Annotated in this window: 23 protein-coding genes; 11 read left to right on the plus strand and 12 right to left on the minus strand. The window is 64.0% G+C overall.

The genetic code is table 11. The annotated features are described in order from the left end of the window. Positions 1–160 precede the first annotated feature (160 nt). A complete protein-coding gene (locus AC0L3P_RS31665; RefSeq protein ID WP_473308061.1) occupies positions 161–970 on the plus strand; it encodes an SDR family oxidoreductase in 810 nt (269 codons plus the stop codon). Positions 971–1178: 208 nt separating this feature from the next. On the opposite strand, the gene boxB is transcribed toward AC0L3P_RS31665, so the two are convergent. From boxB to AC0L3P_RS31685, 4 genes are all read right to left on the minus strand, one after another. After that, positions 1179–2630, minus strand: a complete 1452-nt coding sequence (gene boxB / locus AC0L3P_RS31670) for a benzoyl-CoA 2,3-epoxidase subunit BoxB (protein WP_473308063.1) — start codon at positions 2628–2630, stop codon at positions 1179–1181. Between the two features lie 121 nt (positions 2631–2751). Beyond that, positions 2752–4440 (minus strand): 2,3-epoxybenzoyl-CoA dihydrolase, encoded by a 1689-nt coding sequence (boxC, locus tag AC0L3P_RS31675; RefSeq protein ID WP_473308065.1) that lies wholly within the window; start codon positions 4438–4440, stop codon positions 2752–2754. Positions 4441–4521: 81 nt separating this feature from the next. Continuing rightward, entirely contained in the window at positions 4522–5343 is an 822-nt protein-coding gene (locus tag AC0L3P_RS31680; protein ID WP_473308066.1) for an alpha/beta fold hydrolase, read from the minus strand. 116 nt (positions 5344–5459) lie between these two features. Then, positions 5460–7001, minus strand: coding sequence for a benzoate-CoA ligase family protein (locus AC0L3P_RS31685; protein ID WP_473308068.1), 1542 nt, complete (start codon positions 6999–7001; stop codon positions 5460–5462). Positions 7002–7152: 151 nt separating this feature from the next. Here AC0L3P_RS31685 and AC0L3P_RS31690 point away from each other — a divergent pair, with 151 nt between their 5' ends. Then, positions 7153–8061: a helix-turn-helix transcriptional regulator gene (locus tag AC0L3P_RS31690; protein ID WP_354254598.1), complete on the plus strand. Its 909-nt coding sequence runs from the start codon at positions 7153–7155 to the stop codon at positions 8059–8061. A gap of 12 nt (positions 8062–8073) precedes the next feature. Further along, the gene (locus tag AC0L3P_RS31695; protein WP_473308071.1) at positions 8074–8466 is read left to right on the plus strand and encodes a group II truncated hemoglobin; all 393 of its coding nucleotides are present in this window, start codon (positions 8074–8076) and stop codon (positions 8464–8466) included. Between the two features lie 5 nt (positions 8467–8471). On the opposite strand, the gene AC0L3P_RS31700 is transcribed toward AC0L3P_RS31695, so the two are convergent. Continuing rightward, positions 8472–9257 carry an IclR family transcriptional regulator domain-containing protein gene (locus AC0L3P_RS31700; RefSeq protein WP_473308074.1) on the minus strand — a complete coding sequence of 262 codons (786 nt, stop codon included), beginning with the start codon at positions 9255–9257 and terminating at the stop codon, positions 8472–8474. Between the two features lie 109 nt (positions 9258–9366). Between AC0L3P_RS31700 and AC0L3P_RS31705 the strand changes: the two genes are divergently transcribed. The 4 genes from AC0L3P_RS31705 (at position 9367) to AC0L3P_RS31720 (ending at position 14051) form a co-directional block, all read left to right on the plus strand. Further along, positions 9367–10725 (plus strand): aromatic ring-hydroxylating dioxygenase subunit alpha, encoded by a 1359-nt coding sequence (locus tag AC0L3P_RS31705; protein WP_473308077.1) that lies wholly within the window; start codon positions 9367–9369, stop codon positions 10723–10725. A gap of 149 nt (positions 10726–10874) precedes the next feature. Further along, complete coding sequence (locus tag AC0L3P_RS31710; protein ID WP_354063930.1) at positions 10875–12323, plus strand: glutamine synthetase family protein; 1449 nt, start codon at positions 10875–10877, stop codon at positions 12321–12323. 56 nt (positions 12324–12379) lie between these two features. After that, entirely contained in the window at positions 12380–13363 is a 984-nt protein-coding gene (locus AC0L3P_RS31715; RefSeq protein ID WP_473308080.1) for an FG-GAP repeat domain-containing protein, read from the plus strand. Positions 13364–13685: 322 nt separating this feature from the next. Beyond that, positions 13686–14051, plus strand: a complete 366-nt coding sequence (locus AC0L3P_RS31720) for a hypothetical protein (RefSeq protein WP_473308082.1) — start codon at positions 13686–13688, stop codon at positions 14049–14051. A gap of 176 nt (positions 14052–14227) precedes the next feature. Here the strand turns inward: AC0L3P_RS31720 and AC0L3P_RS31725 are convergent, their stop codons facing one another. From AC0L3P_RS31725 to AC0L3P_RS31755, 7 genes are all read right to left on the minus strand, one after another. Beyond that, entirely contained in the window at positions 14228–14956 is a 729-nt protein-coding gene (locus AC0L3P_RS31725; protein ID WP_473308084.1) for an ABC transporter ATP-binding protein, read from the minus strand. Continuing rightward, positions 14949–15716, minus strand: a complete 768-nt coding sequence (locus AC0L3P_RS31730) for an ABC transporter ATP-binding protein (RefSeq protein ID WP_473308087.1) — start codon at positions 15714–15716, stop codon at positions 14949–14951. The genes AC0L3P_RS31725 and AC0L3P_RS31730 overlap by 8 nt, the downstream gene beginning before the upstream one ends. Continuing rightward, positions 15709–16653 carry a branched-chain amino acid ABC transporter permease gene (locus tag AC0L3P_RS31735; protein ID WP_473308090.1) on the minus strand — a complete coding sequence of 315 codons (945 nt, stop codon included), beginning with the start codon at positions 16651–16653 and terminating at the stop codon, positions 15709–15711. The genes AC0L3P_RS31730 and AC0L3P_RS31735 overlap by 8 nt, the downstream gene beginning before the upstream one ends. Beyond that, on the minus strand, positions 16650–17567 hold the full coding sequence (locus AC0L3P_RS31740) for a branched-chain amino acid ABC transporter permease (protein WP_473308092.1): 918 nt from the start codon (positions 17565–17567) through the stop codon (positions 16650–16652). The genes AC0L3P_RS31735 and AC0L3P_RS31740 overlap by 4 nt, the downstream gene beginning before the upstream one ends. A 311-nt stretch (positions 17568–17878) precedes the next feature. Beyond that, positions 17879–18097, minus strand: a complete 219-nt coding sequence (locus tag AC0L3P_RS31745) for a hypothetical protein (protein WP_275168472.1) — start codon at positions 18095–18097, stop codon at positions 17879–17881. A 1-nt stretch (position 18098) separates the two neighbouring features. Continuing rightward, on the minus strand, positions 18099–18758 hold the full coding sequence (locus tag AC0L3P_RS31750) for an acyl-homoserine-lactone synthase (protein WP_473308095.1): 660 nt from the start codon (positions 18756–18758) through the stop codon (positions 18099–18101). Positions 18759–18844: 86 nt separating this feature from the next. After that, positions 18845–19573 (minus strand): helix-turn-helix transcriptional regulator, encoded by a 729-nt coding sequence (locus tag AC0L3P_RS31755; protein WP_473308097.1) that lies wholly within the window; start codon positions 19571–19573, stop codon positions 18845–18847. A 166-nt stretch (positions 19574–19739) separates the two neighbouring features. Between AC0L3P_RS31755 and AC0L3P_RS31760 the strand changes: the two genes are divergently transcribed. The 4 genes from AC0L3P_RS31760 (at position 19740) to AC0L3P_RS31775 (ending at position 23203) form a co-directional block, all read left to right on the plus strand. After that, positions 19740–19916 (plus strand): hypothetical protein, encoded by a 177-nt coding sequence (locus AC0L3P_RS31760; protein ID WP_007597932.1) that lies wholly within the window; start codon positions 19740–19742, stop codon positions 19914–19916. A gap of 135 nt (positions 19917–20051) precedes the next feature. After that, entirely contained in the window at positions 20052–20990 is a 939-nt protein-coding gene (locus AC0L3P_RS31765) for a LysR family transcriptional regulator (RefSeq protein WP_473308099.1), read from the plus strand. A gap of 144 nt (positions 20991–21134) precedes the next feature. Further along, positions 21135–22013 (plus strand): shikimate dehydrogenase, encoded by an 879-nt coding sequence (locus AC0L3P_RS31770; RefSeq protein ID WP_473308101.1) that lies wholly within the window; start codon positions 21135–21137, stop codon positions 22011–22013. A 59-nt stretch (positions 22014–22072) separates the two neighbouring features. Continuing rightward, positions 22073–23203 (plus strand): ABC transporter substrate-binding protein, encoded by a 1131-nt coding sequence (locus AC0L3P_RS31775; RefSeq protein ID WP_354206093.1) that lies wholly within the window; start codon positions 22073–22075, stop codon positions 23201–23203. Positions 23204–23285 lie beyond the last annotated feature (82 nt).

A 23285-nucleotide genomic window follows, 5' to 3' on the forward strand; every position in this document is an offset into this window, starting at 1 on the left:
CCGCCGCCCGCCCCGTGTGGGGGGGTGTTTCTCCCCCCCCTCCCCCCCCCCCTCCCCCCCCCGCGGGGCCGGCCCCCCCCCCCCCCCCCCCACGATGCAGCGCCTTCCTTGACTCCCCTCCCCGCCCGCGCTCAAAACGTCGCCAACAAAGGGAGGCACCATGTTCGACGATCTGTTCTCGCTCAAAGGCCGTGTCGCGCTGGTGACCGGCGGTTCGCGCGGCATCGGCAAGATGATCGCGGCGGGATTTCTCAGCGCAGGGGCCGCGAAGGTCTACATTACCGCGCGCAAGGCCGGGCCTTGCGAAGCGACCGCGAACGAGCTCTCCGCGCAGTATGACGGCGAATGCATCGCGCTGCCGATCGACATCTCGACGCTGGCCGGTGCCGAGCTGCTCGCAAGCGAATTCGCCAAGCGCGAGCCAAGACTCGACATCCTCGTCAACAATGCGGGCGCGGCCTGGGGCGCGGAGTTCGACGAGTTTCCGGAGAGCGGCTGGGACAAGGTGATGAACCTCAACGTCAAGGCGCCGTTCTTCCTGACCAAGGCGCTGGCGCCTACGCTGCGCGCGGCGGCCTCCGCAGAGCGGCCGGCGAAAGTGATCAACATCGCCTCGATCGACGGCATCTTCGTCAATCCGGGCGAGACCTATTCCTACGCGGCGAGCAAGGCGGGGCTGATCCATCTGACGCGGCGCATGGCCGTGAAATTGATCGGCGACCATGTCGTGGTCACTGCAATCGCTCCGGGCCCGTTCAAATCCGACATGAACCGCGCCGCACGCGATCATGCCGACGAGGTCTCGACGCGCGTGCCCGCGGGCCGCATCGGCACCGACGAGGACATGGCGGGCGCTGCGATCTATCTCGCCTCGCGCGCGGGGGACTATGTGGTTGGCGCGACCATCGCGGTGGACGGCGGCATTGTTTATGCGAACCCGGGGATCAAGGGGAGCGGGTGGGATAGTTGAGGCAACGGCCCGCGCCTCAAATTCCGGCGTCGTCCCGGCGCAGGCCGGGACCCATACCGCGTGATCTATCGGTTGCGGTTGGTAGGAGTACCGAACAAGTAGCCCGCCGCCAAACTTCTCCCTGTGGTTATGGGTCCCGGCTTTCGCCGGGACGACATGGGAGGCTTTGCGCCTCCCTCGCGTGTATCAGCCGGCAGAGAACCAGCTCCTACGACTCGATCCTCACATACTCGAAATCGCCCGGCTTGTTGTCGATGCCGACTTTCGGGGGCGAGATCCAGGAGGCGAACTGGCCGGTCTCGGTGACGGGCTGCATCAGCGAGGTGATGAAGTCGCCGTCCGCGGTGGAGGGCAGCCATTCGTCCTTGCGCCGGGCCCAATTTGCGTCGTCGATCAACAGACCATCCGGCGTCGCGTGGATGCCCTTGAACTCGCCGATATGGCGATGGAAGGCGACGTTGGGCAGCTTGAGCTGAAACTGGTAGCCCGCGGTCGAGATCACCTTGTTCCAGCGCAGCATGCCCTTGACGCAATCCTGGCTGTAATCGTCGCGCAGACGCATGTTGAGCGCGGTCAGCGCCGGCTCGTCCACCAGCTTGATCTCGCCGTCGATGAACTTCAGCACCGGATAGGTGGCGTTCTTGAGCTGATGATCGTCGTCGATCTGGGTCTCGTGATAGCGACCCTTGATGCCGGTGTTGAAGGCGTTCGCCGCGTTGGTCGAGACTTCCGAGCCAAAGAGATCGAGCGACAGCGTATAGTGCAGGTTCAGCTTCTTCTGGATGGTCGGCAGGTCGATCACACCGAGCGCGCGGACCTTCGCGATATCGGTGGGATCGGTGATGCCGGCTTCCCGCATCGCATCGCAGGTGCGCTGCACGACACGGGTGATGCCGGTCTCGCCGACGAACATGTGGTGCGCTTCCTCCGTCAGCATGAAGCGGCAGGTGCGCGACAAGGGATCGAAGCCGGACTGCGCCAGCGAGTGCAGCTGCATCTTGCCGTCGCGATCGGTGAAGTAGGTGAACATGAAGAAGGACAGCCAATCCGGCGTCGCCTCGTTGAAGGCGCCCAGCATGCGTGGCGAGTCGGCGTCACCCGAGCGGCGGCGCAACAAATCGTCAGCCTCTTCACGTCCGTCGCGACCGAAGTACTTTTGCAGCAGGTACACCATCGCCCAGAGGTGACGGCCCTCCTCGACATTGACCTGGAACAGATTGCGCATGTCGTACAGCGAGGGCGCGGTCTTGCCGAGGTGGCGCTGCTGCTCGACGGAGGCAGGCTCGGTGTCGCCCTGGATCACGATCAGGCGGCGCAGCATGGCGCGATATTCACCCGGGACTTCCTGCCAGGCCGGCTCGCCAAAATGCTCGCCGAACGGCACGACGCGGTTCTCTTCCTGGGGAGCAAGGAGAATGCCCCAGCGATACTCGGGCATTCGCACATAGTCGAACTTGGCCCAGCCGCGCGGATCGACCGAATAAGCGGTTCGCAAGTACACCAGCGATTCCTGGAAGCCTTCCGGCCCCATGTCTTTCCACCAGTCCATGTAGCCGGGATGCCAGCCTTCCAGCGCCTTGAGCACCTGGCGGTCTTCGGCCAGATTGACGTTGTTCGGAATCTTGGTCGAGTAGTCGACGTTCATGATGTTCATGTTCATGGCCGTGCTCCTTGGATTTCTTTCGTCATGCCCGGCCTTGTGCCGGGCATCCACGTTCTGGCTTGCTCAGCCAAGGACGTGGATGGCCGGGACGAGCCCGGCCATGACGCAGCAAATGTCATCACACCCGCGTCATATCGAATTTCGGCTTCTGACCGCTGCCGTAGCGGCGCAGCGCGCCTTCCTCGCCGACCGCGTTCGGGCGCTGGAAGATCCAGTTCTGCCACGCGGTGAGGCGCGAGAAGATTTTCGATTCCATCGTCTCGGGGCCGACGAAGCGCAAGCTCGCTTCCATGCCGGTGAGGCTGTCGGGCGAGAAGCTGGCACGCTCCTCCAGGAACACGCGGACCTCGTCGTCCCAGTCGATGTCGTCGAGCGCGAAGGTGACGAGACCGAGCTCTTCGGCCTGCTCGGCGTCCAGCGCCGTGCCCATCGTGGCTTCCGTGCGTTCCACATCGGACGGATCGGCCTGGAAGCGCGACTGAAGCCGCGTCAGGCCATGGCTCATCGGATAGGGGCCGAAATTCATGGCTGACAGTTCGATCGACGGCGGCGGGCGGTTGTCGCCCTGGCGCGTGCCGATCAGCATGTAGGAGCGATCGGCGGCGAAGACGAGTTCGGCGAGCGTCCCGGCGAAGCAGGAGCCGGGCTCGACCAGCGTCACCAGCGTGCGCGAGGTGACGTCGATGCGCTTCAAGACGCGCTTCCAGTAATGCCTGATTTCGTTGACCAGCCAATGCGCCTTGTTGGCTTCGAGGAAGGCATCGCAGGCGAGCACATGGGCGCGGTCGCCATGGCTCTTGAACACCAGCATGGCGATCTCGAGCTCGTTGATGCGCAGATGCAGGATCGCGTCGTCGAGTTCGCGCGCGACCTGGAGCGGCCAGAACGCGACACCCTGTGCCATCATGCTGTCGATGTCGGCGGGCGGCGCGGCTTCAGGCGCCTTGATCGCGATCGTGGCGATGCGCGCGGCGCGGTCGATGTCGACGGTGACAAAGTCATAGCGGATGCTGGTCTCATCGATGATGCGCTTGAGCGGCGTCAGCGCGATGCCCTTGCCGCTCCCCTTGCGCTTCGAGGCCTGGGCGAATTCTTTGGCGCGCTCGGCAACCTTGCCTTCGAGCTTGCTGTTCGGCGCGATCTCGTCGACCAGCCGCCATTGCACGGCGCGCTTGCCCTTCACGCCTTCCTCGATGGTGCAGAAGAAATCTGCGTGATCGCGGCGCACCTTGCGCTTGTCGACCACACGCGTGAGGCCGCCGGTGCCCGGCAGCACCGCGAGCAGCGGCACTTCGGGCAAGGCGACGGCGGACGCGCCGTCATCGGCGAGCATGATGTAGTCGGTGGCGAGCGCGAGCTCATAGCCGCCGCCCGCGGCCGAGCCGTTCACGACGGTGATGAAGCGCTGGCCGGAATTCTCCGACGAGTCTTCCATGCCGTTCCGGGTCTCGTTGGTGAACTTGCAGAAATTGACCTTGTGGGCGTGCGTCGAGCCCGCGAGCATGCGGATGTTGGCGCCGGCGCAGAACACGCGGTTCTTGGCCGAGCGCATCACCACGACCTTCACCTCGGGGTGCTCGAAGCGCAGGCGCTGGACCGCGTCGGCAAGCTCGATGTCGACGCCGAGATCGTAGGAATTGAGCTTGAGCAGATAGCCCTCGAACAGGCCGCCATTCTCGTCGACGTCCATGGTCAGGGTGGCGACGTCACCGTCGACCGCGAGCTTCCAGTGCCGGTAGCGGGACGGCTCGGTCTGGAAATCGATGAATGTCGCGCCGCCTGCGAGGCGCCGATCTTCCCCGGCCATGGGCCACCCTTGAGCTTGATTATGCGTCTTGGCTATAGCGTTAGGTGCACAATAGTGCACATTCCTGAGCGCGTCTACCCCTTAAGCGAGTGAACATGCATTTTGTTTCATGTCTTCGCGCAGGGCCGCTGCTGCAAATTGCTCAATCGCGTCAAGCGTCTGTCCCGGAGCTTCGCGGTGGGGAGAATGCGCCGCGCCTGAAATGACTTCCAACTCGACCGGGCAATAGCATTCTTGCTGCGCGATCTCGGCCTGATGCAGCGTCCCGTATTGGTCGTCCACGCCTTGAAGGACCAGCACCGGAACGCGGATATAGGCGAGATATTCCGAGATATCCCAGTCGCGGAATTTCGGATCGAGCCAGGCGGCGTTCCAGCCGTAGAAGGCGTTGTCGACGTCCTTGTGCCAGCGCGCGAGCTTCGCCTTCAGGTCGGTGGTCTCGAAGGTCGTCTTGATCGCGGTGATGGATTTCACTGAGATGTCCTCGACGATGAAATGCGGCGCGATCAGCACGAGGCCGCTCAGGCGATGATCCTGATGCGCGCCGGCATAGATGGTCGCGATCGAGGCGCCGTCGGAATGGCCGAGCAGCAAGCCGCGCCTGAAGCCGATCGCATCGAGGATCTTCGGCAGTACGTCCAACGCCTCGCGCTGCATGTAATCGAGCGGCCGCGGCAGCGAGACCTTGCTCGACTGGCCATAGCCTGCACGCGAATAGGCGAAGATGCCGGCGCCGGTCGCCTGCTGCAGCTTCTCGGGGAAGTCACCCCAGAGCCCGACCGAGCCGAGGCCTTCATGCAGCATGACGATGGTGGGTGCATCGGCGGATTGCGGCGCCAGCCATTTGTATTCGAGGCTGGCGTTGTCGATGCTGAGAAAGCCGGTGGGGGTGAGGTCGGTCATGTTCTGTCGCTCTTCTCTCAGTCGTCATGCCCGGGCTTGACCCGGGCATCCACGTCTTCCCTCAATTGCAGACGCACGTGGATGGCCGGGTCAAGCCCGGCCATGACGACCTGTTGTCAATTCGCCCCGTCCCGCAGCTTGAACCGCTGGATCTTGCCCGTCGCCGTCTTCGGCAGCGAGTCCACCACGTCGATCCAGCGCGGATATTTCCACGGGCCGATCTTCTGCTTGACGTGGTCCTTGAGCATCTCCTGCAGGCCCGTCGTCGTCGCGCCGGGGCGCAGCACGACGAAAGCCTTCGGCTTCAGCAGACCTTCCGGATCGGCTTCCGGCACGACGGCAGCTTCCAGCACGGCGGGATGCGTGATCAGCGCGCTCTCGACCTCGAAAGGCGAGACCCAGATGCCTGAGACCTTGAACATGTCGTCGGCGCGGCCGCAGAAGGTGTAGCGGCCCTCGGCATCCCTGACATATTTGTCGCCGGTGCGGGTCCACGGTCCCTCGAACGTGCGGCGGCTCTTGTGGCGCTGGTTCCAGTAGCCCTCGCCGGCGGAGGGCGCATCGACCAGGAGCTCGCCGACCTCGCCGTCGGCGACATCCTGTCCGGCCTCGTTGACGAGCCGCACCGCATAGCCCGGCACCGGTTTGCCGGAGGAGCCGTATTTGATGTCGCCGGGAGCGTTCGACAGGAAGATGTGCAACAGCTCGGTCGAGCCTACGCCGTCGAGGATGTCGACGCCGAAGCGCGCCTTCCAGCTGTTGCCCACGGATTCCGGCAGCGCCTCGCCGGCCGAGGTGCAGATGCGCAAAGACTTGCCGCCGCGCTCGCCCTTCATCGCCTCGTCGTTGAGCATCGCCGCGAACAACGTCGGCACGCCGTAGAAGATCGAGGGATTATAGCGGTTCATCAGATCGAACATGCGCGCCGGTGTCGGCCGCTCGCTGTTGAGCACTACGGTGGCGCCGACCGACATTGGAAAGGTCAACGCATTGCCGAGACCATAGGCGAAGAACAGCTTTGCCGCAGAAAGACAAACGTCGTTCTCGTGGATGCCGAGCACCTGCTTGGCATAAGTGTCCGCGGTCGCCTGCATGTTCGAATGGATGTGGCGTACGCCCTTGGGCATGCCGGTCGAGCCTGACGAGTACAGCCAGAACGCCGGCTCGTCCGGATGCGTCGCAGCGGTGGTGAACCGGTCGCTCTCGTCCGCAATCTCCTCGGCGAGCTGCTTGTGGCCGTTCTGCTTGGCGCCGGACACCACGACATGCTCGAGATCCGGCATGCGACCGACGACGTCCTTGATGACGGGATAGAGCGCTTCCGAGACGAACAGCACGCGCGCGCGACAGTCGGCGAGGATGTAGGCGTATTGATCCGATGTCAGCAGCGTGTTGAGCGGCACCGGCACAATGCCGGCGCGGATCGCGCCCAGGAACACGATTGGGAAATCTATCGTGTCCAGCATGATCATGGCCACGCGCTCTTCGCGGCGGACGCCGAGCCGGCGCAGCATGTTGGCGGCGCGCCGCGTTTCGCGCTGGAGCTCGCCATAGGTGAGCCGTGAGACGGTGTCGTCGAAGGCGAGCTTGTTGCCGCGTCCCTCCTCGACATTCCGGTCGAGCAGCCAGGTCACCGCGTTATAGGATCCCTCGCTCACGGACTTCTCCCCTGAATTTAGAATTATAATTCATAGAAAGACACCGCATCGGCTTGCTGTCAATGCCAGCAGGCACTATGTTTCATTAATACGCGCCGCAGGACACCCCTAAAAGAAGACCTCCGCACAAGAAGCCCGTGATCCGTAGTCCATGACCGACAGTCCCGACGCCGAATCCCGATTTCTCGAACAGCTCGGCCAGCGCGTGCGCAACATGCGCGCGCTGCGCGGCATGTCGCGCAAGGTGCTCGCCAAGGTATCAGGAATATCGGAGCGCTACATCGCGCAGCTCGAAAGCGGCAAGGGCAATGTCTCCATCGTGCTGCTCCGCCGCGTCTCCGACGCGATGGGCGCGCATCTCGAAGATCTGCTTCCCTCGGTCGATCCGACCCCGGACTGGCAGATGTTTCGCGATCTCTTGCGCAAGGCGACGCCGGCGCAGATCGCGCAAGCCAAGGATTTACTTGCGGGCGGCAGCGCAACCGCGCCGCGGCGCGCGCCGTTCTGCGGCATCGCGCTGATCGGCCTGCGCGGCGCCGGCAAATCGACGCTCGGCAGGATGCTGGCGAAGAAGGTCGGCTGGAGTTTCGTCGAGCTCAACAAGGAGGTCGAACAGCAGAACGGCCTCTCGGTCGCCGAGATCATCGCGCTCTATGGCCAGGAAGGTTTTCGCCGCATGGAGCAGGCGGCGCTGCAACAGCTGCTCGCGCGCAACGAGCTGATGGTGCTGGCGACCGGCGGCGGCATCGTGTCGGAGCCCTTGACCTTCGACCAGATCCTGTCGTCGTTCTACACGATCTGGCTGAAGGCCGAGCCCGAGGAGCACATGGCCCGCGTCCGCCGCCAGGGCGATTTGCGCCCGATGGCCGACGACCGCTCCGCCATGGCGGAGCTGCGCAACATCCTCCTGAGCCGCGAGCCGCTGTATGCACGCGCGACGGCGGTGGTGGACACGGCCGGGCTTTCCGTCGATGCCGCCGCGGCAAGGCTGATCGATGCGGTGCGGCCGGTGCTGCAGAACGAAGCGCGCAGCTTCGGGCTGCGCAGCGTGGCGCTGTAGGTCCGAACTCCCATGACCGATAGCGACGTCGCAATCTCCATGTTCGAGCGGATCGGCGGCAGCGCCACCGTCGAGCGGCTGGTCGATCGCTTCTACGAGCGGATGGATGCGCTGCCGGAGGCCCAAATGATCCGCGCGATGCACGCCGCCGATCTCGGCCTCATCAGGGACGTACTGAAGCGCTATCTTACCGAATGGACCGGCGGCCCAAAACTCTATTCCCCCGAGAAAGGCCATCCACGGCTGCGCCAGCGCCACATCGGCTTTGCCATCGGCGATGCCGAGCGCGACGCGTGGATGCTCTGCATGCGCGGCGCGCTGGAGGAGACGGTGACGGACGCCGCTGCGCGACAGGACCTCGATCACGCGATATCGGGCCTCGCCGACTGGATGCGCAACCGGTAGCGCAGCTACAGCAGTTGCGAGCGCACCGACTCCGCCCCCTCTCGCAACAGCGGCAGGAAGCGATCGATCAATTCCTGTGCCGGCACGCGATCGACATGCGCGCCCATGTTGATGGCGGCGACGATCACATTGTCGTAACGGCGCACCGGAACCGAGATCGAGCGGAAATGCGGCTCGGCCTCGCGGTCCACCAGCGAATAGCCCTGCGCGCGGTCGGCGACGATGCGCGCGAGCAATGCCTTCGGATCCGTCACCGTCTGCGGCGTCAACGCCTCGCGCTTCATCGCTTTCAGCCGTGCGGCGAGATCGGCATCGCCGAGCTGGCCGAGCATGGCGCGACCGACGGAGGTGCAAAACGCTGGAAGCCGGTAGCCGATGTCCAGCCCACCCGAAAACATCCGCGCCGGACTGCTGCGCGCGATGAACACGACCTCATTGCCGTCGAGCACCGCGAGTGAGGAGATTTCGTTCGCCGCGATCGCGACGCGATCGAGTACTGGTTGCAGGACCGTGACGAGCTGATTGGATCGCAGATAGGACGCGGCGAGTGTCAGCACATGTGGCGTCAGCGAGAACAGCTTGCCATCGCCGCTGACGAAGCCGCCGCGCTGGAGCGTGAACAGCATGCGCCGCGCGGTGGCACGTGGGAGCTCCGCGGCGCGGGCGAGATCGCTGAGCGTCATCGGCCCGGCCGTGGTGCCGAAGCACTGCAGCAGGCGCAGCCCGCGGTCGAGGCTCTCGACGAAATCCGTCGCGCGCTCGTCGCTCTCGCTTCGTTTCAGCTTGGGCATGATGTCAGGGTCCTGCAAAATAGTGCTTGCTGGCGGATCAAGGCATGTCATAATTCGCCCATTCGTTCAATAGGCGAACAACCGCCACTCCACAGAGGATGCACTCGCCATGATGAGCCAGGAGCAGAACGACTTGATCACCCGCACCGGGCCGAAGGACCCATGCGGCAAGCTGATGCGGAGCTACTGGCAGCCGGCGGCGCTGGTGGACGAGCTCGACGGCGATCGTCCGATCCGTCCCATCAGATTGCTCGGCGAAAACCTGGTGCTGTTCCGCGACGAGACCGGGCGCTACGGCCTGATCGATCGCCACTGCGCGCATCGCGGCGCCGATCTCGCTTTCGGACGGCTCGGGCACGGCGGCCTGCGCTGCGCCTTTCATGGCTGGCTGTTCGACGCCACCGGCCAATGCATCGAAACCCCGGCCGAGCCGAAGGACTCGAAGCTCTGCCAGAACATCCGTCAGCGCTCTTATCCCGTGGTGGAGAAGAGCGGCATCCTCTGGGCTTATCTCGGCGAAGGCGAGCCGCCGGCATTTCCCGAGCTCGATTGCTTCGTCGCCCCCGGCACGCACACATTCGCGTTCAAGGGGCACATGGCCTGCAACTGGCTCCAGGCGCTCGAAGTCGGCATCGATCCCGCACATGCCTCCTATCTGCATCGCTTCTTCGAGGACGAGGACACCTCGACGGCCTACGGCAAGCAGTTCCGCGGCGCATCGGCAGGCTCCGACTTGCCGATGACGAAGATTTTGCGCGAATACGATCGTCCGATCATCAATGTCGAGCACACCGAATACGGCCTGCGGCTGATCGCGCTGCGCGAAATTGACGAGGAGCGCACCCATGTGCGCGTCACCAACCAGCTCTTCCCGCACGGCTTCGTCATCCCCATGAGCACGGAGATGACGATCACGCAGTGGCACGTGCCGGTCGACGACGAGAACTGCTACTGGTACGCGATCTTCACCAGCTATTCGAATCCGGTCGACAAGAAGAAGATGCGCGACCAGCGGCTCGAGCTCTATGAGCTGCCGGACTACAAATCTCGCAAGAACAGGACCAACGATTACGGCTTCGACCCGCACGAGCAGCAGACGGCGACCTATACCGGCATGGGCACCGACATCAACGTGCACGACCAGTGGGCGGTGGAATCGATGGGCGCGATCCAGGATCGCACCAAGGAGCACCTCGGCACGAGCGACAAGGCGATCGTGCAATACCGCCGCCTGCTGCGGCAGGAGATCGAGAAAGTCGCAGGCGGCGAGAAGCCGATGCTGCATCTCGACGAGGCCACCGCACGTTCGATCCAGGGCCCGGCGACCATGGACGGCATCGGGCCGACACGAGGCTGGGAGATCTACTGGATGGAAGTCGACGTCAAGCGCCGCCGCAGCGCGCCGTGGACGGCGCCGGTGCCGAAGGAGATCGCGGACAACGTGCATCGGCTGACGGCGGCGGAGTAGCACGGAATGCAGGTGCCTCCTTCGTCATTGCGAGCGCAGCGAAGCAATCCAGATTGTTTCCGCGGAGGGAATCTGGATTGCTTCGCTGCGCTCGCAATGACGGAATGTGTTGCAGCAGCGTCGCGCCTAACGACCAAGGAGCAATCAAAGTGACTTTCGTCGCGCGTCATGCGCTGTGGTCGGATGAGCAGACGGACGCTGCATCGCGCATGCGCCGCATCGTCGAGGAGAAGAACCTCGAGGTCATCCGCCTCGCCTTCCCGGACCAGCACGGCATTTTGCGCGGCAAGACCATCGTCGCCGCCGAGGCGATCGCGTCGCTTGAGAGCGGCTGCTCCATCACCACCACCATGCTCGCCAAGGACACCTCGCACCGCACGGTGTTTCCGGTGTTCACCTCGGGCGGCGGCTTCGGCATGAAGGAGATGGAGGGCGCGGCAGACGTGCTGATGGTCGCAGATCCCACCAGTTTTCGCGTTTTGCCATGGGCGCCGACCACGGGCTGGGTGCTGTGCGACCTCTATTTCAATGACGGCCGTCCCGTGCCATTCGCGACGCGCGGGCTGTATCGCAAGGTGCTCGACGAGCTCGGCACGCGCGGCCACGATTTCGTGGCGGGCCTCGAGGTCGAATTCCACATCTTCAAGCTCGAAGACGCGCATATGCGCCCGGAAGATGCCGGCCAGCCCGGCACGCCGCCTTCGGTGAGCCTGCTCAGCCATGGCTATCAATACCTCACCGAGCAGCGCTTCGATCAGATGGAGCCGGTGCTGGAGATCCTGCGGCGTGACATCGTCGCGCTCGGATTGCCTTTGCGCTCGGTCGAGGTCGAATTCGGGCCGAGCCAGTGCGAGTTCACCTTCGCGCCGAAGAAGGGTCTGGAGCCTGCCGACAACATGGTGCTGTTCCGCTCCGCCGTGAAGCAGATCGCGCACCGCCACGGCTATCACGCCACCTTCATGTGCCGGCCGAAGCTGCCGAATTTGTTCGCGAGCGGCTGGCATCTGCACCAATCGGTCGTCTCACGCGCGAGCGGCGAGAACCAGTTCATGGCCAAGGGAACGGCCAAGGAGGGCGGCGAGCCGCTCAGCGCGTTCGGCCGGGCCTGGCTTGCGGGCCTGCTCGACCACGCCCGCGCGTCGACCGCGTTCACCACCCCGACCATCAATGGCTACAAGCGCTACCGCTCCTATTCGCTGGCGCCGGACCGTGCGATCTGGGGCCGCGACAATCGCGGCGTGATGATCCGCGTGCTCGGCGCTGCCGGCGATGCGGCCACGCGCCTGGAAAACCGCATCGGCGAGCCCGCCGCCAATCCCTATCTCTACATGGCCTCGCAGATTCTCTCCGGCCTCGACGGTGTCGACCGCAAGCTCGATCCCGGCCCGTCGGCCGACACACCCTACGAAACCAAGGCGCCGCTCTTGCCGAAGTCGCTGCGCGACGCGGTCAGCGCGCTGAAGGACGATCCGTTTTTCCGCGAAAAGCTCGGTGCAGAGTTCGTCGATTACTACACCCACATCAAGAATGCCGAGATCGACCGCTTCCTGTCCGAGGTGACCGACTGGGAGCACCGCGAATATTTCGAGGTGTTTTGAGCCGCCGCCAACCGGCCGCTGATCCCCGCAACACGGCCGGATTTTCCAGGAGTACCATGATGCGGTTGCGCCCGGCGGTCCTGCTATTTTCCCTGACCCTGTCCGCGCCAGCCCTGTCCGCGCCAGCCCTGGCCGACTGGCAGGCGGGCACCGTGCGCGCCCCCGGCCGCGTCAGCGAAATTGACTTAGCGGATAGCGACGTCCGAATTGCAATCGGCACGAATTGGTACCAGTTCGACGCGAAAGCGATGCGCATGGTGCCGGCCGCGGCGCTCGAACGTCCGGCGCCGCCGCCCGGGGCCCTTGCGGATGGGCGCGTCGCGACAGGCCGCGATACCGTCGCGCGTGCCTGGCTCGCTGAGCCGACCGAACGCTATCACCACGGCGTCCTCGGCGATGCCATCGAGGCCGGTAGCCTGGTGATCGAGCCGCGCGGGGGCGGACAACGCACGCTGCGCCTGGATGGTGACGCCGTGTTCGAAGACCTCGAGCCGCGCGTCGCTGCGATCGGCGGCCGCGAAAGGATTGTGCTGGTCAAATCCTATCTGAAGCGCGGCTCCGCGCTGGCTGTCATCGATCCCACCTCGGCGGCCATCGTTGCGGAGACGCCTCCGATCGGCCACGCCCATGCTTGGCTCAATCCGGCCGGTATCGCCGATTTCGACGGCGATGGCACCACGGATATCGTGCTTGTCCGCCAGCCTCATGTGGCCGGGATTCTCGAAATGTGGTCGTGGCGGCATGATCGTTTGGAAAAATCGGCGGAAATTTCCGACGTATCGAACCATTTCATCGGCTCGCGGTCGCTGCACATGAGCTTTACGGCCGATTTTGATGGCGACGGCCATCCAGATCTCGCGGTGCCGGACCTCGAACGGCGAACGCTGCGGCTCATCGGGTTCGTCGCTGGCCCGCATGACATCGCGCGCATCAGACTTCCGGCAAGGATCGCGACGAATATCGGCGGCGTGAAATACCGCGATCGTCCCGCACTCGTGTTTGGCCTCGAGGATGGCCGGCTGATGTTGGTCCACGATTAGGATCGCCGGGGGGCCGAGCCCACGATCGTTACCGACAGGCCCTCACGCCGGCGTGAGCCGGTTTCGCGCCGGTGCTTCCGACGAAACCTTTGACATTGCCGACGAAGTCATTTTTCCGCCCCCGCGAAGATGGCCGGAAACGATGGAGGGTCACAATCCCCGGACTGATCAACAACGGAGTTCGATCATGTGGGGCCATCTGTTCAGCTTGATCTATCGCCTGTCCTGCCGTGCCACCCTGATCGAAATCGGGATGGGCCGCTCGTCGCGATAGAGGCAAGCGAGTTAGGTAAGACGGATTGTCCAGATAACGGAGGGTGTCATGCGAAAGCTGATCCTGATCACGGCAATGTCGCTGCTGGCAAGCCAGGCCTATGCCGGCGGACCGCGGAGCCTCAGCCTTGCAGCGACAAATGCGAGCCAGCAGACCGCCGACCCGGCAACGGCAGCAGCAACGCCGCCACAAGCTCCGGCGGCAGCGCCTACGAATGTCCAGACGGCGACCACCGCCCCAGCTTCAACGCCTCCGGCAGCGACTGCCACAACAAGTGCGGCCGCTCCGGCCGCAACTCAGCCCAGCGCCGCGCCGGTTGCCAGCGCGAGAGAAACGGCAAAGCCGAAACGTCGCCAGCCATCCACCGAGGCACGCGTGATCCGCGAACTGCATCGGCATGGGATTTATTGGTGATTGCCAAGGTCGTCCTGGCGAAAGCCAGGACCCATTACCCCAAAAAGTGTTTGGCGAAGACCGTTGTTCGGTACTGATACTGCCCTCATAGGGAGACCTCGCGGTATGGGTCCTGGCTTTCACCAGGACGACACCATGGGAAGCGGCCACGGCGTACCTCACCTCACCGCCCAGCCTCAGATCCCCAGATATTTGTGCTGCAGATCCGGCTCTGCCATTAGCTCTTCAGAGGTGCCGCTCCACACCGTCTTGCCGCGCTCGATAATGGTGTGGCGGTCGCAGATGCGGGCAAGGTGGTCTACGTTCTTGTCCACGACCAGGATCGACTGTCCCCGGCTCTTGAGCAGCGACAGGCAGCTCCAGATCTCTTCGCGGATCAGGGGCGCCAGGCCTTCGGTCGCTTCATCCAGGATGAGGAGCTTCGGGTTGGTCATCAGCGCGCGGCCGATTGCGAGCATCTGCTGCTCGCCGCCGGAGAGCTGGTTGCCCATGTTGGAAGCGCGCTCGGCGAGGCGCGGAAACATCACGTAGATCGCCGCCAGCGTCCAGGGATTGCTGCTGTCGAAACGATCGGCGGCGGCTGCAACCAGGTTCTCGCGCACGGTGAGGTTCGGGAAGATCTGCCGCCCCTCGGGGACGAGGCCGACACCGAGTTGCGCTATCCGGTAGGACGGTTGCGTCCGCACTTCCGAGCCCGCAAAGCGGATGCTGCCTGCGCGCGCCGGCGTCAGGCCCATGATGGAGCGGATGGTCGTGGTCTTGCCCATGCCGTTGCGGCCCATCAGCGAGACCATCTCGCCTGATTTGACCGACAGGGACAAGCCGAACAGCACCTGGGACAGGCCGTAGCAGGTCTCGATGCCGTCGACCTCGAGCAGCGTGTCAGCCACCATTTTTTCAGACATGGTGCGTCACCACATGCGCCTCGCCGAGATAGGCGCGCTTGACGTCCTCGTTCGCCCGGATCGCGGCCGGATCGCCGGAGGCGATGACGCGGCCATAGACCAGCACCGAGATACGGTCGGCCAGCGCAAACACCGCCGGCATGTCGTGCTCGACCAGCACGATGGAGACCTCTTTGCGCAGCTCCTGGAGCAGCTGCACCATGCGCTGGGACTCGGTGACGCCGAGGCCCGCCATCGGTTCGTCGAGCAGCAAAAGCTTCGGCTTGCTTGCCAGCGCAACCGCCAGCTCGATCTGGCGACGCTCGCCATGGCTGAGCCTGGACACCAGGACATCGGCACGATGGGCGAGACCGACGCGGTCGAGCGCGGCATGCGCGGCATCGCGCAGGCCCTTCTCCTTGCGCGCATTGGCGAAGAAGCGGAACGAGGTGCCGGCATGCGCTTGCGCCGCGAGCGCAACATTGTCAGCGGCGGTGAAATCGAGCAGCAGCGAGGTGATCTGGAACGAACGTGCCAGGCCCAGCGCGCAGCGGCGATGAGCCGGCAGATAGGTGATGTCGCGCCCCGCCAGCGAGACGCTACCGGAATGCGGCTCCAGATGCCCGGTGAGCTGGCTGATCAGCGTGGTCTTGCCGGCGCCGTTCGGGCCGATGATGGCGTGCAGCTCACCCGCCGCGACGTCGAGCGAGACGTTGTCCGTCGCAATGATGCCGCCGAAGCGGCGCACCAGCCTGTCGACGCGAAGCAGCGGCTCAGCCACGATTGAGTCTCCCGAGCAGGCCCATGATGCCGCCACGGCCGAACAGCACGATCAGCAGCAGCATCGGGCCCATGATCAGCGCCCAATATTCGGTGAGCTGCGATAAAAACTCTTCCAGCAGCAAATACACCACCGCGCCGATGACCGGACCGAGCAGCGTGCCCATGCCCCCGAGGATCACCATCACCATGAGGTCGCCGGAGCGCGTCCAGTACATCACGGCCGGGCTGACGAAATCGGTGTTGTTGGCGAGCAGCGCGCCGGCGAGGCCGCACATCATGCCCGAGATGACGAAGCAGACCAGCTGGTAGCGTTTCGAGGGAAAGCCGATCGCCTGCATGCGCTGCTCGTTGGAGCGCAGGCCCTGCAGGACGAGACCGAAGCGCGAATTTACGATGCGCCAGATCAGGAAGACCACGCCGAACAGGCAGGCGAGGCAGAGATAATAAAACTGCGTGCGGTTCGACAGATTGATCAATCCGGAGAAGTCGCTGCGCTTGTAGACGGTGAGGCCGTCATCGCCGCCATAACGCGCCAGCCCCGAGGCGACGTAATAGGCCATCTGCGCGAAGGCGAGCGTGATCATGATGAAGTAAACGCCACGCGTGCGAAGCGAGAGCGCGCCGATCACCAGCGCGTAAGTCGCGGATGCCGCGAGCGCGACCGGAAACTGGATGAAGCCGCTTCCGACGCCTTCCTGCGCCAGCATGCCGACCGCGTAGCCGCCAATGCCGAGATAGGCGGCGTGGCCAAAACTCATCATGCCGCCAAAACCCATGATGAGGTTGAGGCTCGCGGCCGCCAGCGCCAGAATGACGATGCGGGTGAACAGCGTCAGGATGAAGATGTTGCCTGAGAGTTGCGAATAGAGCGGCAGCAGCACGAGGCCCGCCAGCATCAGGGCCGTCACGGCCTTGCTCACAGTGAATGACTTCATCGACGGTTGGCCGGAAACAGCCCCTCCGGCCGCAACACCAGCACGATCGCCATCAGCAGATAGATCAGCATGGACGACAGCGCGGGCGCGGCGGTGGAGGCCGCGGCGCCGCTCAGCACCTGCCGCAACAAATTGGGCAGGAAGGCGCGGCCGAGCGTGTCGATCATACCGACGAAGATCGCGGCCAGGAACGCGCCGCGGATCGAGCCGATACCGCCGATCACGATGATGACGAAGGCGAGGATCAGGATGTTCTCGCCCATGCCGATCTGCACGGTGAGGATCGGCGCCTGCATCAACCCGGCAAGGCCGGCGAGCGCGGCACCGAGGCCGAACACCAGGGTGTAGAGCAGCTTGATGTTGATGCCGAGCGCGCCGATCATCTCACGGTTGGAGGCGCCGGCCCGGATCAGCATGCCGATGCGGGTGCGCATCACGCCGAGATAGAGCAGCAGCGCAACCAGCAGCGCCACGACGATGATGGCAAGGCGATAAGCGGGATAGTGAATGCCCGGCAGGATCGGCACCGGCACGGTGAGCCAGGCCGGGAGCGGCAACGCAAGCCCGGCCGGGCCCCAGATCAGCCGCACGGCCTCGTTGAAGAACAGGATCAGGCCGAAGGTCGCGAGCACGTGGTCGAGATGGTCGCGTCCGTAGAGATGCCGCAGCGCGGTCATCTCGAGCACGATGCCGAGCACCAGCGTCGCGCCGAGCGCCAAAAGCGCGCCGAGCAGGAAGCTGCCGGTCCAGGCTGCGAAGGTCGCGGCGAAATAGGCGCCCATCATGTAGAGCGAGCCGTGCGCGAGGTTGACGAGATCCATGATCCCGAACACCAGCGTCAGGCCGGCGGCGAGCAGGAACAGCAGCAGGCCGAACTGCAAACCGTTCAAGAACTGTTCGACGACGAGCAGCATCAAAACTCTTTCAGGCGCACGCAGGTTCGCGCCGATGTTCGAACACGGTCGCCATCAGTGAAAGAGCTCCCCCTGCCTGTACAAGGCGGAAAAATGGGTAATGGCAGTATCGTTCCGAGGCAAGAGCGATTCGACATCCAACATGCACTTTGTTGCATGCCGATGCATGCGATCGATCCTGGCCCTGTAATCGGCCCTTGCAAGAAGACTGCCGCGCAGGATGGGTCAACCTGCCGCACCCAAACGGATCACCCTCCCTCCGTTGCCGGAGAGAGGGTGTGAAAATCGTCGCAACGTTGGGAAGGAGACGCCTAGTGCGACGTCATCTGCCGGGAATGGTCATCCGGTTCGGCGAGCACGCTGTTGGCTGTCGAGGCCTCCAGCGCCGCCATCCGGAAAAGATAGGCGAGCGTCGCCAATCCGGTGTCTTCCGCCATCTCCGCGAGTTCGAGCGCCATGTCGGACATGTAGCCGAGATTTTCGTCCTTGATTTGCGCCATGATCTGGCTGTCCCGCATCATATTCGACATCTCAGGCGCTCTTTCGTTGCGCGGCAGCGAGGCCGCAGAGGTTGGCAAGGGCGATGCAATCGATACGCGGACCGTCCTGATGCATGACGTTTGTCATTCCGATACGGTCACACACGGCATCCAGCGACTCTTGACGGATCTCGATCGTGGCCGCCATCGTCCAGGAATTCTCGACCAGCGCCGGCAATCCCAGCGGCGTGACGATGAATCCGATCTCGTGGAAGCGCGGCAGCCACCAGGTCTCCATGACAAGACAGAGACGCTCGATGCCCTGATCGAGACAGAACTCTTGCGCCGCTGCCATCAGTTGCCAATTGAACGCACCGTCGCGGCGCTCGCGCGAAACGAAGAAGCGTGACCACTCCCAGACGAGCGGGTTGGAGGGGCAACCGCGCACCGCGGCGAGATGCGGGAAGACCTCGCTCATCATCGTCGGCTTGGTGGTGGGATACAGGCGGGAGCCGCCGAGCACCCGGCGATTTTCGAGAGCCAGCAGGTAGATCGCGTCCTCATTGTCGTAGCTATCGAGTTCGCGGCCATCGGGCTTGCGCAGCGCCTCCCATTTCCGCTCCTCGACAAAAATCTCGTGACGCATCCTGAAATGTTGCTCGAGAACATCCTCGTAGAGGTGCCGGTTGGCGGCAGAAATCACATGAATCATTTATTCCCCCATTGTTCGAAATAAGGGGAACACTCACGGAAAACGGCCAAAGCGACTACTGGGAAATTTCCCAGTAGGCGCGGATTTCAGGGGGTGATGATTCTCTGGCGGATCGCGATCGCAACCGCATGCGTCCGGTTGACGGCACCAAGCTTGCGCGCGGCAGTTGCAAGATGCTCTTCGGCGGTGCGCTGCGTGATGTGCAGGATCTCGCCGATTTCCCAGGCCGACTTGCCCTGCGAGGCCCAAGCGAGCACCTCGCGCTCGCGCGGGGTAAGGCGCATCGATCGATGCGGCGCCGGATGGAGCAAGCGGCGAATGTGATCGAAGCCGTACATGCCGATCAGGTGCAGCGCCGGCTTGCTGCGCGCATTGAGGTCGAGGTGAACGCCACCGAGCGAGACGCCGGCCTCGTAGCCGGTCAATCCGTGGATCGGCACGACGAAGCCGCGCGACATGCGGAAATCGGCAGCGCGCCGCATCACCTCCACCGCGCCTGGCTCCAGCTCTGGATCGTACGGCGCCTCGGACCACTCGAAAGGGTTCACCGTCTGCCGGCATTTGCGGATTACGGGATCGACGCGGTCGTAGCCTTTCTGGGTATAGAGGCTGAACCACTCCGCCGGCCACTTCTTGGCGAGCACCATCTGGGAGAAGCGCTGATCGGGATTCGGCAAGCCGGTTACGATGATGTGCTCGAAGCCGTAGCGCCCGAACGCGGTCGCAAGCGCGTCCATGGCGTCAGGAACCTTGGTATAGGCTCCAAGCCCCTCAATGAAGTCGAGCGCTTCCCGGCCATAATCCACGGCGGACATCGGTGCGTTTCCTGACCCTCGCTGTCCGTTATAGCACGTCTTTGGGCACTGCCTCAATTCAGCGTTTCCGTAGTTTCCCGGTATCCCATTGACCCCGAAGGTTTAATCTACTTGTGGAAGAAGTGACGTCAAGATACACCTACGATGTCGAAGCGGGAACACCACGATGGAAGATGAGGACATCGCCCTCAACAGCGTGCTCGGCCTGGAACTCAACCGCGTGTTTTTTGCTGTCCGCGAAACGGCAAACAAGCAGAAGATCATCGAGTTCGCACGCGGAGTGTTGCAAAGCGAGCGCAGCAAGCCGGCGGAGAGCGCCTCGCCGGACGGACCGGCGAGCTAGAACGCAATTGAGGCAACCGACGCCGCTACAACAGATCGCGCGCCTTCCTGACCGCTGGCCGTCCTTACCGCTGGCTGACATCATGGCTCTCGTGAGATAATCGCCGCCAACGATTATCTTTCGGATGCCCGGGACATGATGACGCTGCGCCAGGTTGAAGTGATCCGTGCCGTGATGGTGACGGGCACTATCGGCGGCGCGGCGAAGCTGCTGAATGTTTCGGCGCCGGGTATCAGCCGCCTCGTCAAATACACCGAGCGCTCGCTCGGCATCCGCTTCTTCCAGCGCCAGAACGGCCGCTATTTCCCGACGCCGGAAGCCGAGAACATCTTCGAGCAGATCAACGGCGTCTACAAGAAGGTCGACGACCTCTCCGAGATCATCTCCAAGATCGGCCGCGGCGGATTGTCGGAGCTGCGGATCGGCTCGGTGCCGAGCATTTCGCAAGTCATGGTGCCGCGCGCGATCGAGCGGGTCCGGCGGCGCTATCCGGATCTCGGCATCGACATCAACATCCTCAAGCTCGAGGAAGCCATCGACTATCTCCTGCTCGGCCGCGGCGAGTGCGTTGCGATGAGCTACCGGCTCGAACATTCCGGGCTCGAGTTCATGCCGCTCGCCTCGGGCGAACTCTATTGCATCGTGCCGCCGGGCCACGAGCTCGCCGGCCGCAAGCAGGTCTCCGCCGCTGAGATCACCCGCTATCCGCTGATCGGCATCGATCCCAACGACCCCTACGGGCGGATCATGGCCGAGATCTTCGCGCGCCACCGGCTCGCGTACAACATCACCATCCGCGCCCGCTTCGGCACCACGGTCTGCGCGCTGGTGAAGGCGGGGCTCGGCATCGCCATCATCGACCAGTTCACGGTGGCCCATGGCGGCTATCCCGGCATCGAGCTGATCAAGATCACCGAGCCGACGCGGTTCGACACCTATATCGCGGTGAAGCGCGGCGCGCCGTTGTCGCTCCACGTCGAGTATTTCATCGAGGCCCTGCGCGCCGAGATGCGCGCGGTCGAGCCGTCGCGGGGCAAAGGCAGGGCCGCGCCGCCACGCGGTCGGAGGAAATAACATTATGTTAGGTTTGCAGGACAAGAGGGTAATTGTGTTAGGCGGGGGAAGCGCTATCGTCGCACGCGGAAGCCCCCTTGGAATTGCGCGGATTTCTCCGCTAATGGCCGGGACCGAACGCTCCCAACGAGACGATAGCGAACCATGTCAAAGCCCGGACACGCCGCCAGCAAAAAGCTTCTCACCGGCTTGATCGGCGCTCCCATTGCGCATTCCGCATCCCCCGCCATGCACGAGCGCGCCGCCGAGGCGCTGGGCTTGCGCGGCCATTACCAGCTCATCGAGGTGGCCGGCGCCGGCTCGGCCGAGCTCGCCATGATGCTGGAAGGCGTGCGGCGCCTCGGCTTTGCCGGCGTCAACGTCACTTTTCCCTACAAGGAGGCGGTGGTCCCGCTGCTCGATGAACTGGCACCGGGTGCGGCCGCCATGGGGGCGGTCAACACCGTCGTCGTCAGCCACGGCCGGCTGATCGGCCACAACACCGACACGACGGGCTTTGCGCGCGCCGTCGCGCCGCTGCTGGCTCCCTCTGGAAACGCGGTCGCCGTGATCGGCACCGGCGGCGTCGGCAAGGCGATCGCCTTTGCGCTGGCGAGCCTTTACGTGACCGACATCCGCATCTTCGACAGCGAGCCAGCACGCGCCGAAAAACTCGCCGCGCTGCTCGTCAAGCAGGGAGGCGCCAAGGTCGCCGCAAGCGTCGAGGCCGCGCTCGACGGCGCAACGGGCCTCGTCAACGGCACGCCGGTCGGCATGCTGCCGAACCGGGAAACGCCGGTCGCGCCGACGCTGCTGCGTCAAAACCTGTGGGTCGCCGATGCCGTCTACTCGCCGCTGATCACGCCGCTGCTGGCAGCCGCCCAGGCCAAGGGCGCGCGGATCATGACCGGGCGGGAGCTTGCGATCTACCAGGCCGCCGACGCTTTCGAACTGTTCACGGGCCTCGCCCCATCGACCGAGGTCATGGGAGAGGCATTCGACGAGGTGATGGCGGCACGAAGCTCGGCCTATCACGCAGCGTAATCGAAACGGCCGGACACAAGGCCGCGCACAACATCAACGAAAAAATCGGAGGAGAGACCATGAAATCGACCATTCTGGCAGGCGCCCTGCTTGCCTTCGCGACCGCAACCAGTGTCCACGCCCAGGCGATCAAGCTCGCCGACGTCGCTGAGCTGTCCGGCGGCGGCGCCACCGTCGGCACCAATTGGAAGAACGGCATCGACCTCGCGATCGAGGAGATCAATGCCAAGGGCGGCGTGCTCGGCCGCAAGCTCGAAGTCACTCATGCGGACTCGCAATCGAACCCGGGCGTCGCGCGCGCGCAGGTGCAAAAGGCGCTCGACGCCGAGCCCTATGTGTTGCTCGGACCCGGCTATTCCGGCTCCGTGAAGGTGACCGCGCCGCTGGCGGCCGAGGCCGGCATCGCGCAGATCATGGGCGGCGAAGCCGCCGAGCTGACGCAGGCCGGAAACAAATTCCTGTTCCGCACCTCGTTCGGCCAGCAATCGTCGATGCCGAAGGTCGCCAAATACATTCACGACGACATGAAGGCGAAGTCGGTCGCTGTGGTCTGGGTCAACAATGACTTTGGCCGCGGCGGTCGCGATGTCGTCGTCAAGGAGCTCGACCGCCTCGGCTCCAAGGTCGTCGCCGATCTCTCCACCGAGGCGGGCCAGGCCGATTTCGCCGCCGACGTCGGCAAGATCAAGGCTGCCAATCCCGACGCCGTGTTCGTCTATCTCAACGAAGAAGAGAGCGCACGCATCCTGAAGGAGCTGAAGCGCCAGGGCGTCACCGCGCCGCTGATGGGCGAGACCACGTTGATCGGGCAGAAGGTGATCGAGCTTGCGGGCGATGCCGCCAACGGCGCGCGCGGTCATGTCGGTCTCACCACCGACGCGCCGGTCGACCTGATCAAGGCGTTTCGCGACAAGTTCGCGAAGAAGTACAATTACGTGCCCGACCATAACGGACTGAAGGGCTATCTCGCGGTCTATATGGTGAAGGCCACGACCGACAAGATGGGCAAGGTCGATTCCAAGGCGTTCGCCGACAATCTGCATGGCCTGACCATCAAGGCCGCGGACGAGCCGGGCATCCTGATGGACGTCACCTTCAGCGACACCGGCGACATCGACCGCCAGAGCTTTCTGGTCGAGGTGGTCGAAGGCAAGCAAGTGGTGAAGCAGGTGCTGCCGAAGGTGAAGTGAGGTCTTTGCCCCTCGCCGCGCCTGTCCGCCGAAGCTTTAGCGAAGGCGGATCCGGGGGGAGATCTTTCGTCTCCCTCGCCCC

The sequence above is a fragment of the Bradyrhizobium sp. WSM4874 genome (genome assembly GCF_055811835.1).

Excerpts from the sequence above, each read along its gene's own strand:
- AC0L3P_RS31740 (WP_473308092.1), bottom strand. The coding sequence starts at position 17,567 with ATGCTGCTCGTCGTCGAACAGTTCTTGAACGGTTTGCAGTTCGGCCTG.
- AC0L3P_RS31695 (WP_473308071.1), top strand. The coding sequence starts at position 8,074 with ATGACCGATAGCGACGTCGCAATCTCCATGTTCGAGCGGATCGGCGGC.
- AC0L3P_RS31690 (WP_354254598.1), top strand. The coding sequence starts at position 7,153 with ATGACCGACAGTCCCGACGCCGAATCCCGATTTCTCGAACAGCTCGGC.
- AC0L3P_RS31770 (WP_473308101.1), top strand. The coding sequence starts at position 21,135 with ATGTCAAAGCCCGGACACGCCGCCAGCAAAAAGCTTCTCACCGGCTTG.
- AC0L3P_RS31715 (WP_473308080.1), top strand. The coding sequence starts at position 12,380 with ATGATGCGGTTGCGCCCGGCGGTCCTGCTATTTTCCCTGACCCTGTCC.
- AC0L3P_RS31665 (WP_473308061.1), top strand. The coding sequence starts at position 161 with ATGTTCGACGATCTGTTCTCGCTCAAAGGCCGTGTCGCGCTGGTGACC.
- AC0L3P_RS31775 (WP_354206093.1), top strand. The coding sequence starts at position 22,073 with ATGAAATCGACCATTCTGGCAGGCGCCCTGCTTGCCTTCGCGACCGCA.
- AC0L3P_RS31680 (WP_473308066.1), bottom strand. The coding sequence starts at position 5,343 with ATGACCGACCTCACCCCCACCGGCTTTCTCAGCATCGACAACGCCAGC.
- AC0L3P_RS31735 (WP_473308090.1), bottom strand. The coding sequence starts at position 16,653 with ATGAAGTCATTCACTGTGAGCAAGGCCGTGACGGCCCTGATGCTGGCG.
- AC0L3P_RS31765 (WP_473308099.1), top strand. The coding sequence starts at position 20,052 with ATGATGACGCTGCGCCAGGTTGAAGTGATCCGTGCCGTGATGGTGACG.
- AC0L3P_RS31760 (WP_007597932.1), top strand. The coding sequence starts at position 19,740 with ATGGAAGATGAGGACATCGCCCTCAACAGCGTGCTCGGCCTGGAACTC.
- boxC (WP_473308065.1), bottom strand. The coding sequence starts at position 4,440 with ATGGCCGGGGAAGATCGGCGCCTCGCAGGCGGCGCGACATTCATCGAT.
- AC0L3P_RS31720 (WP_473308082.1), top strand. The coding sequence starts at position 13,686 with ATGCGAAAGCTGATCCTGATCACGGCAATGTCGCTGCTGGCAAGCCAG.
- AC0L3P_RS31725 (WP_473308084.1), bottom strand. The coding sequence starts at position 14,956 with ATGTCTGAAAAAATGGTGGCTGACACGCTGCTCGAGGTCGACGGCATC.
- AC0L3P_RS31750 (WP_473308095.1), bottom strand. The coding sequence starts at position 18,758 with ATGATTCATGTGATTTCTGCCGCCAACCGGCACCTCTACGAGGATGTT.
- AC0L3P_RS31745 (WP_275168472.1), bottom strand. The coding sequence starts at position 18,097 with ATGTCGAATATGATGCGGGACAGCCAGATCATGGCGCAAATCAAGGAC.
- AC0L3P_RS31755 (WP_473308097.1), bottom strand. The coding sequence starts at position 19,573 with ATGTCCGCCGTGGATTATGGCCGGGAAGCGCTCGACTTCATTGAGGGG.
- AC0L3P_RS31700 (WP_473308074.1), bottom strand. The coding sequence starts at position 9,257 with ATGCCCAAGCTGAAACGAAGCGAGAGCGACGAGCGCGCGACGGATTTC.
- boxB (WP_473308063.1), bottom strand. The coding sequence starts at position 2,630 with ATGAACATGAACATCATGAACGTCGACTACTCGACCAAGATTCCGAAC.
- AC0L3P_RS31705 (WP_473308077.1), top strand. The coding sequence starts at position 9,367 with ATGATGAGCCAGGAGCAGAACGACTTGATCACCCGCACCGGGCCGAAG.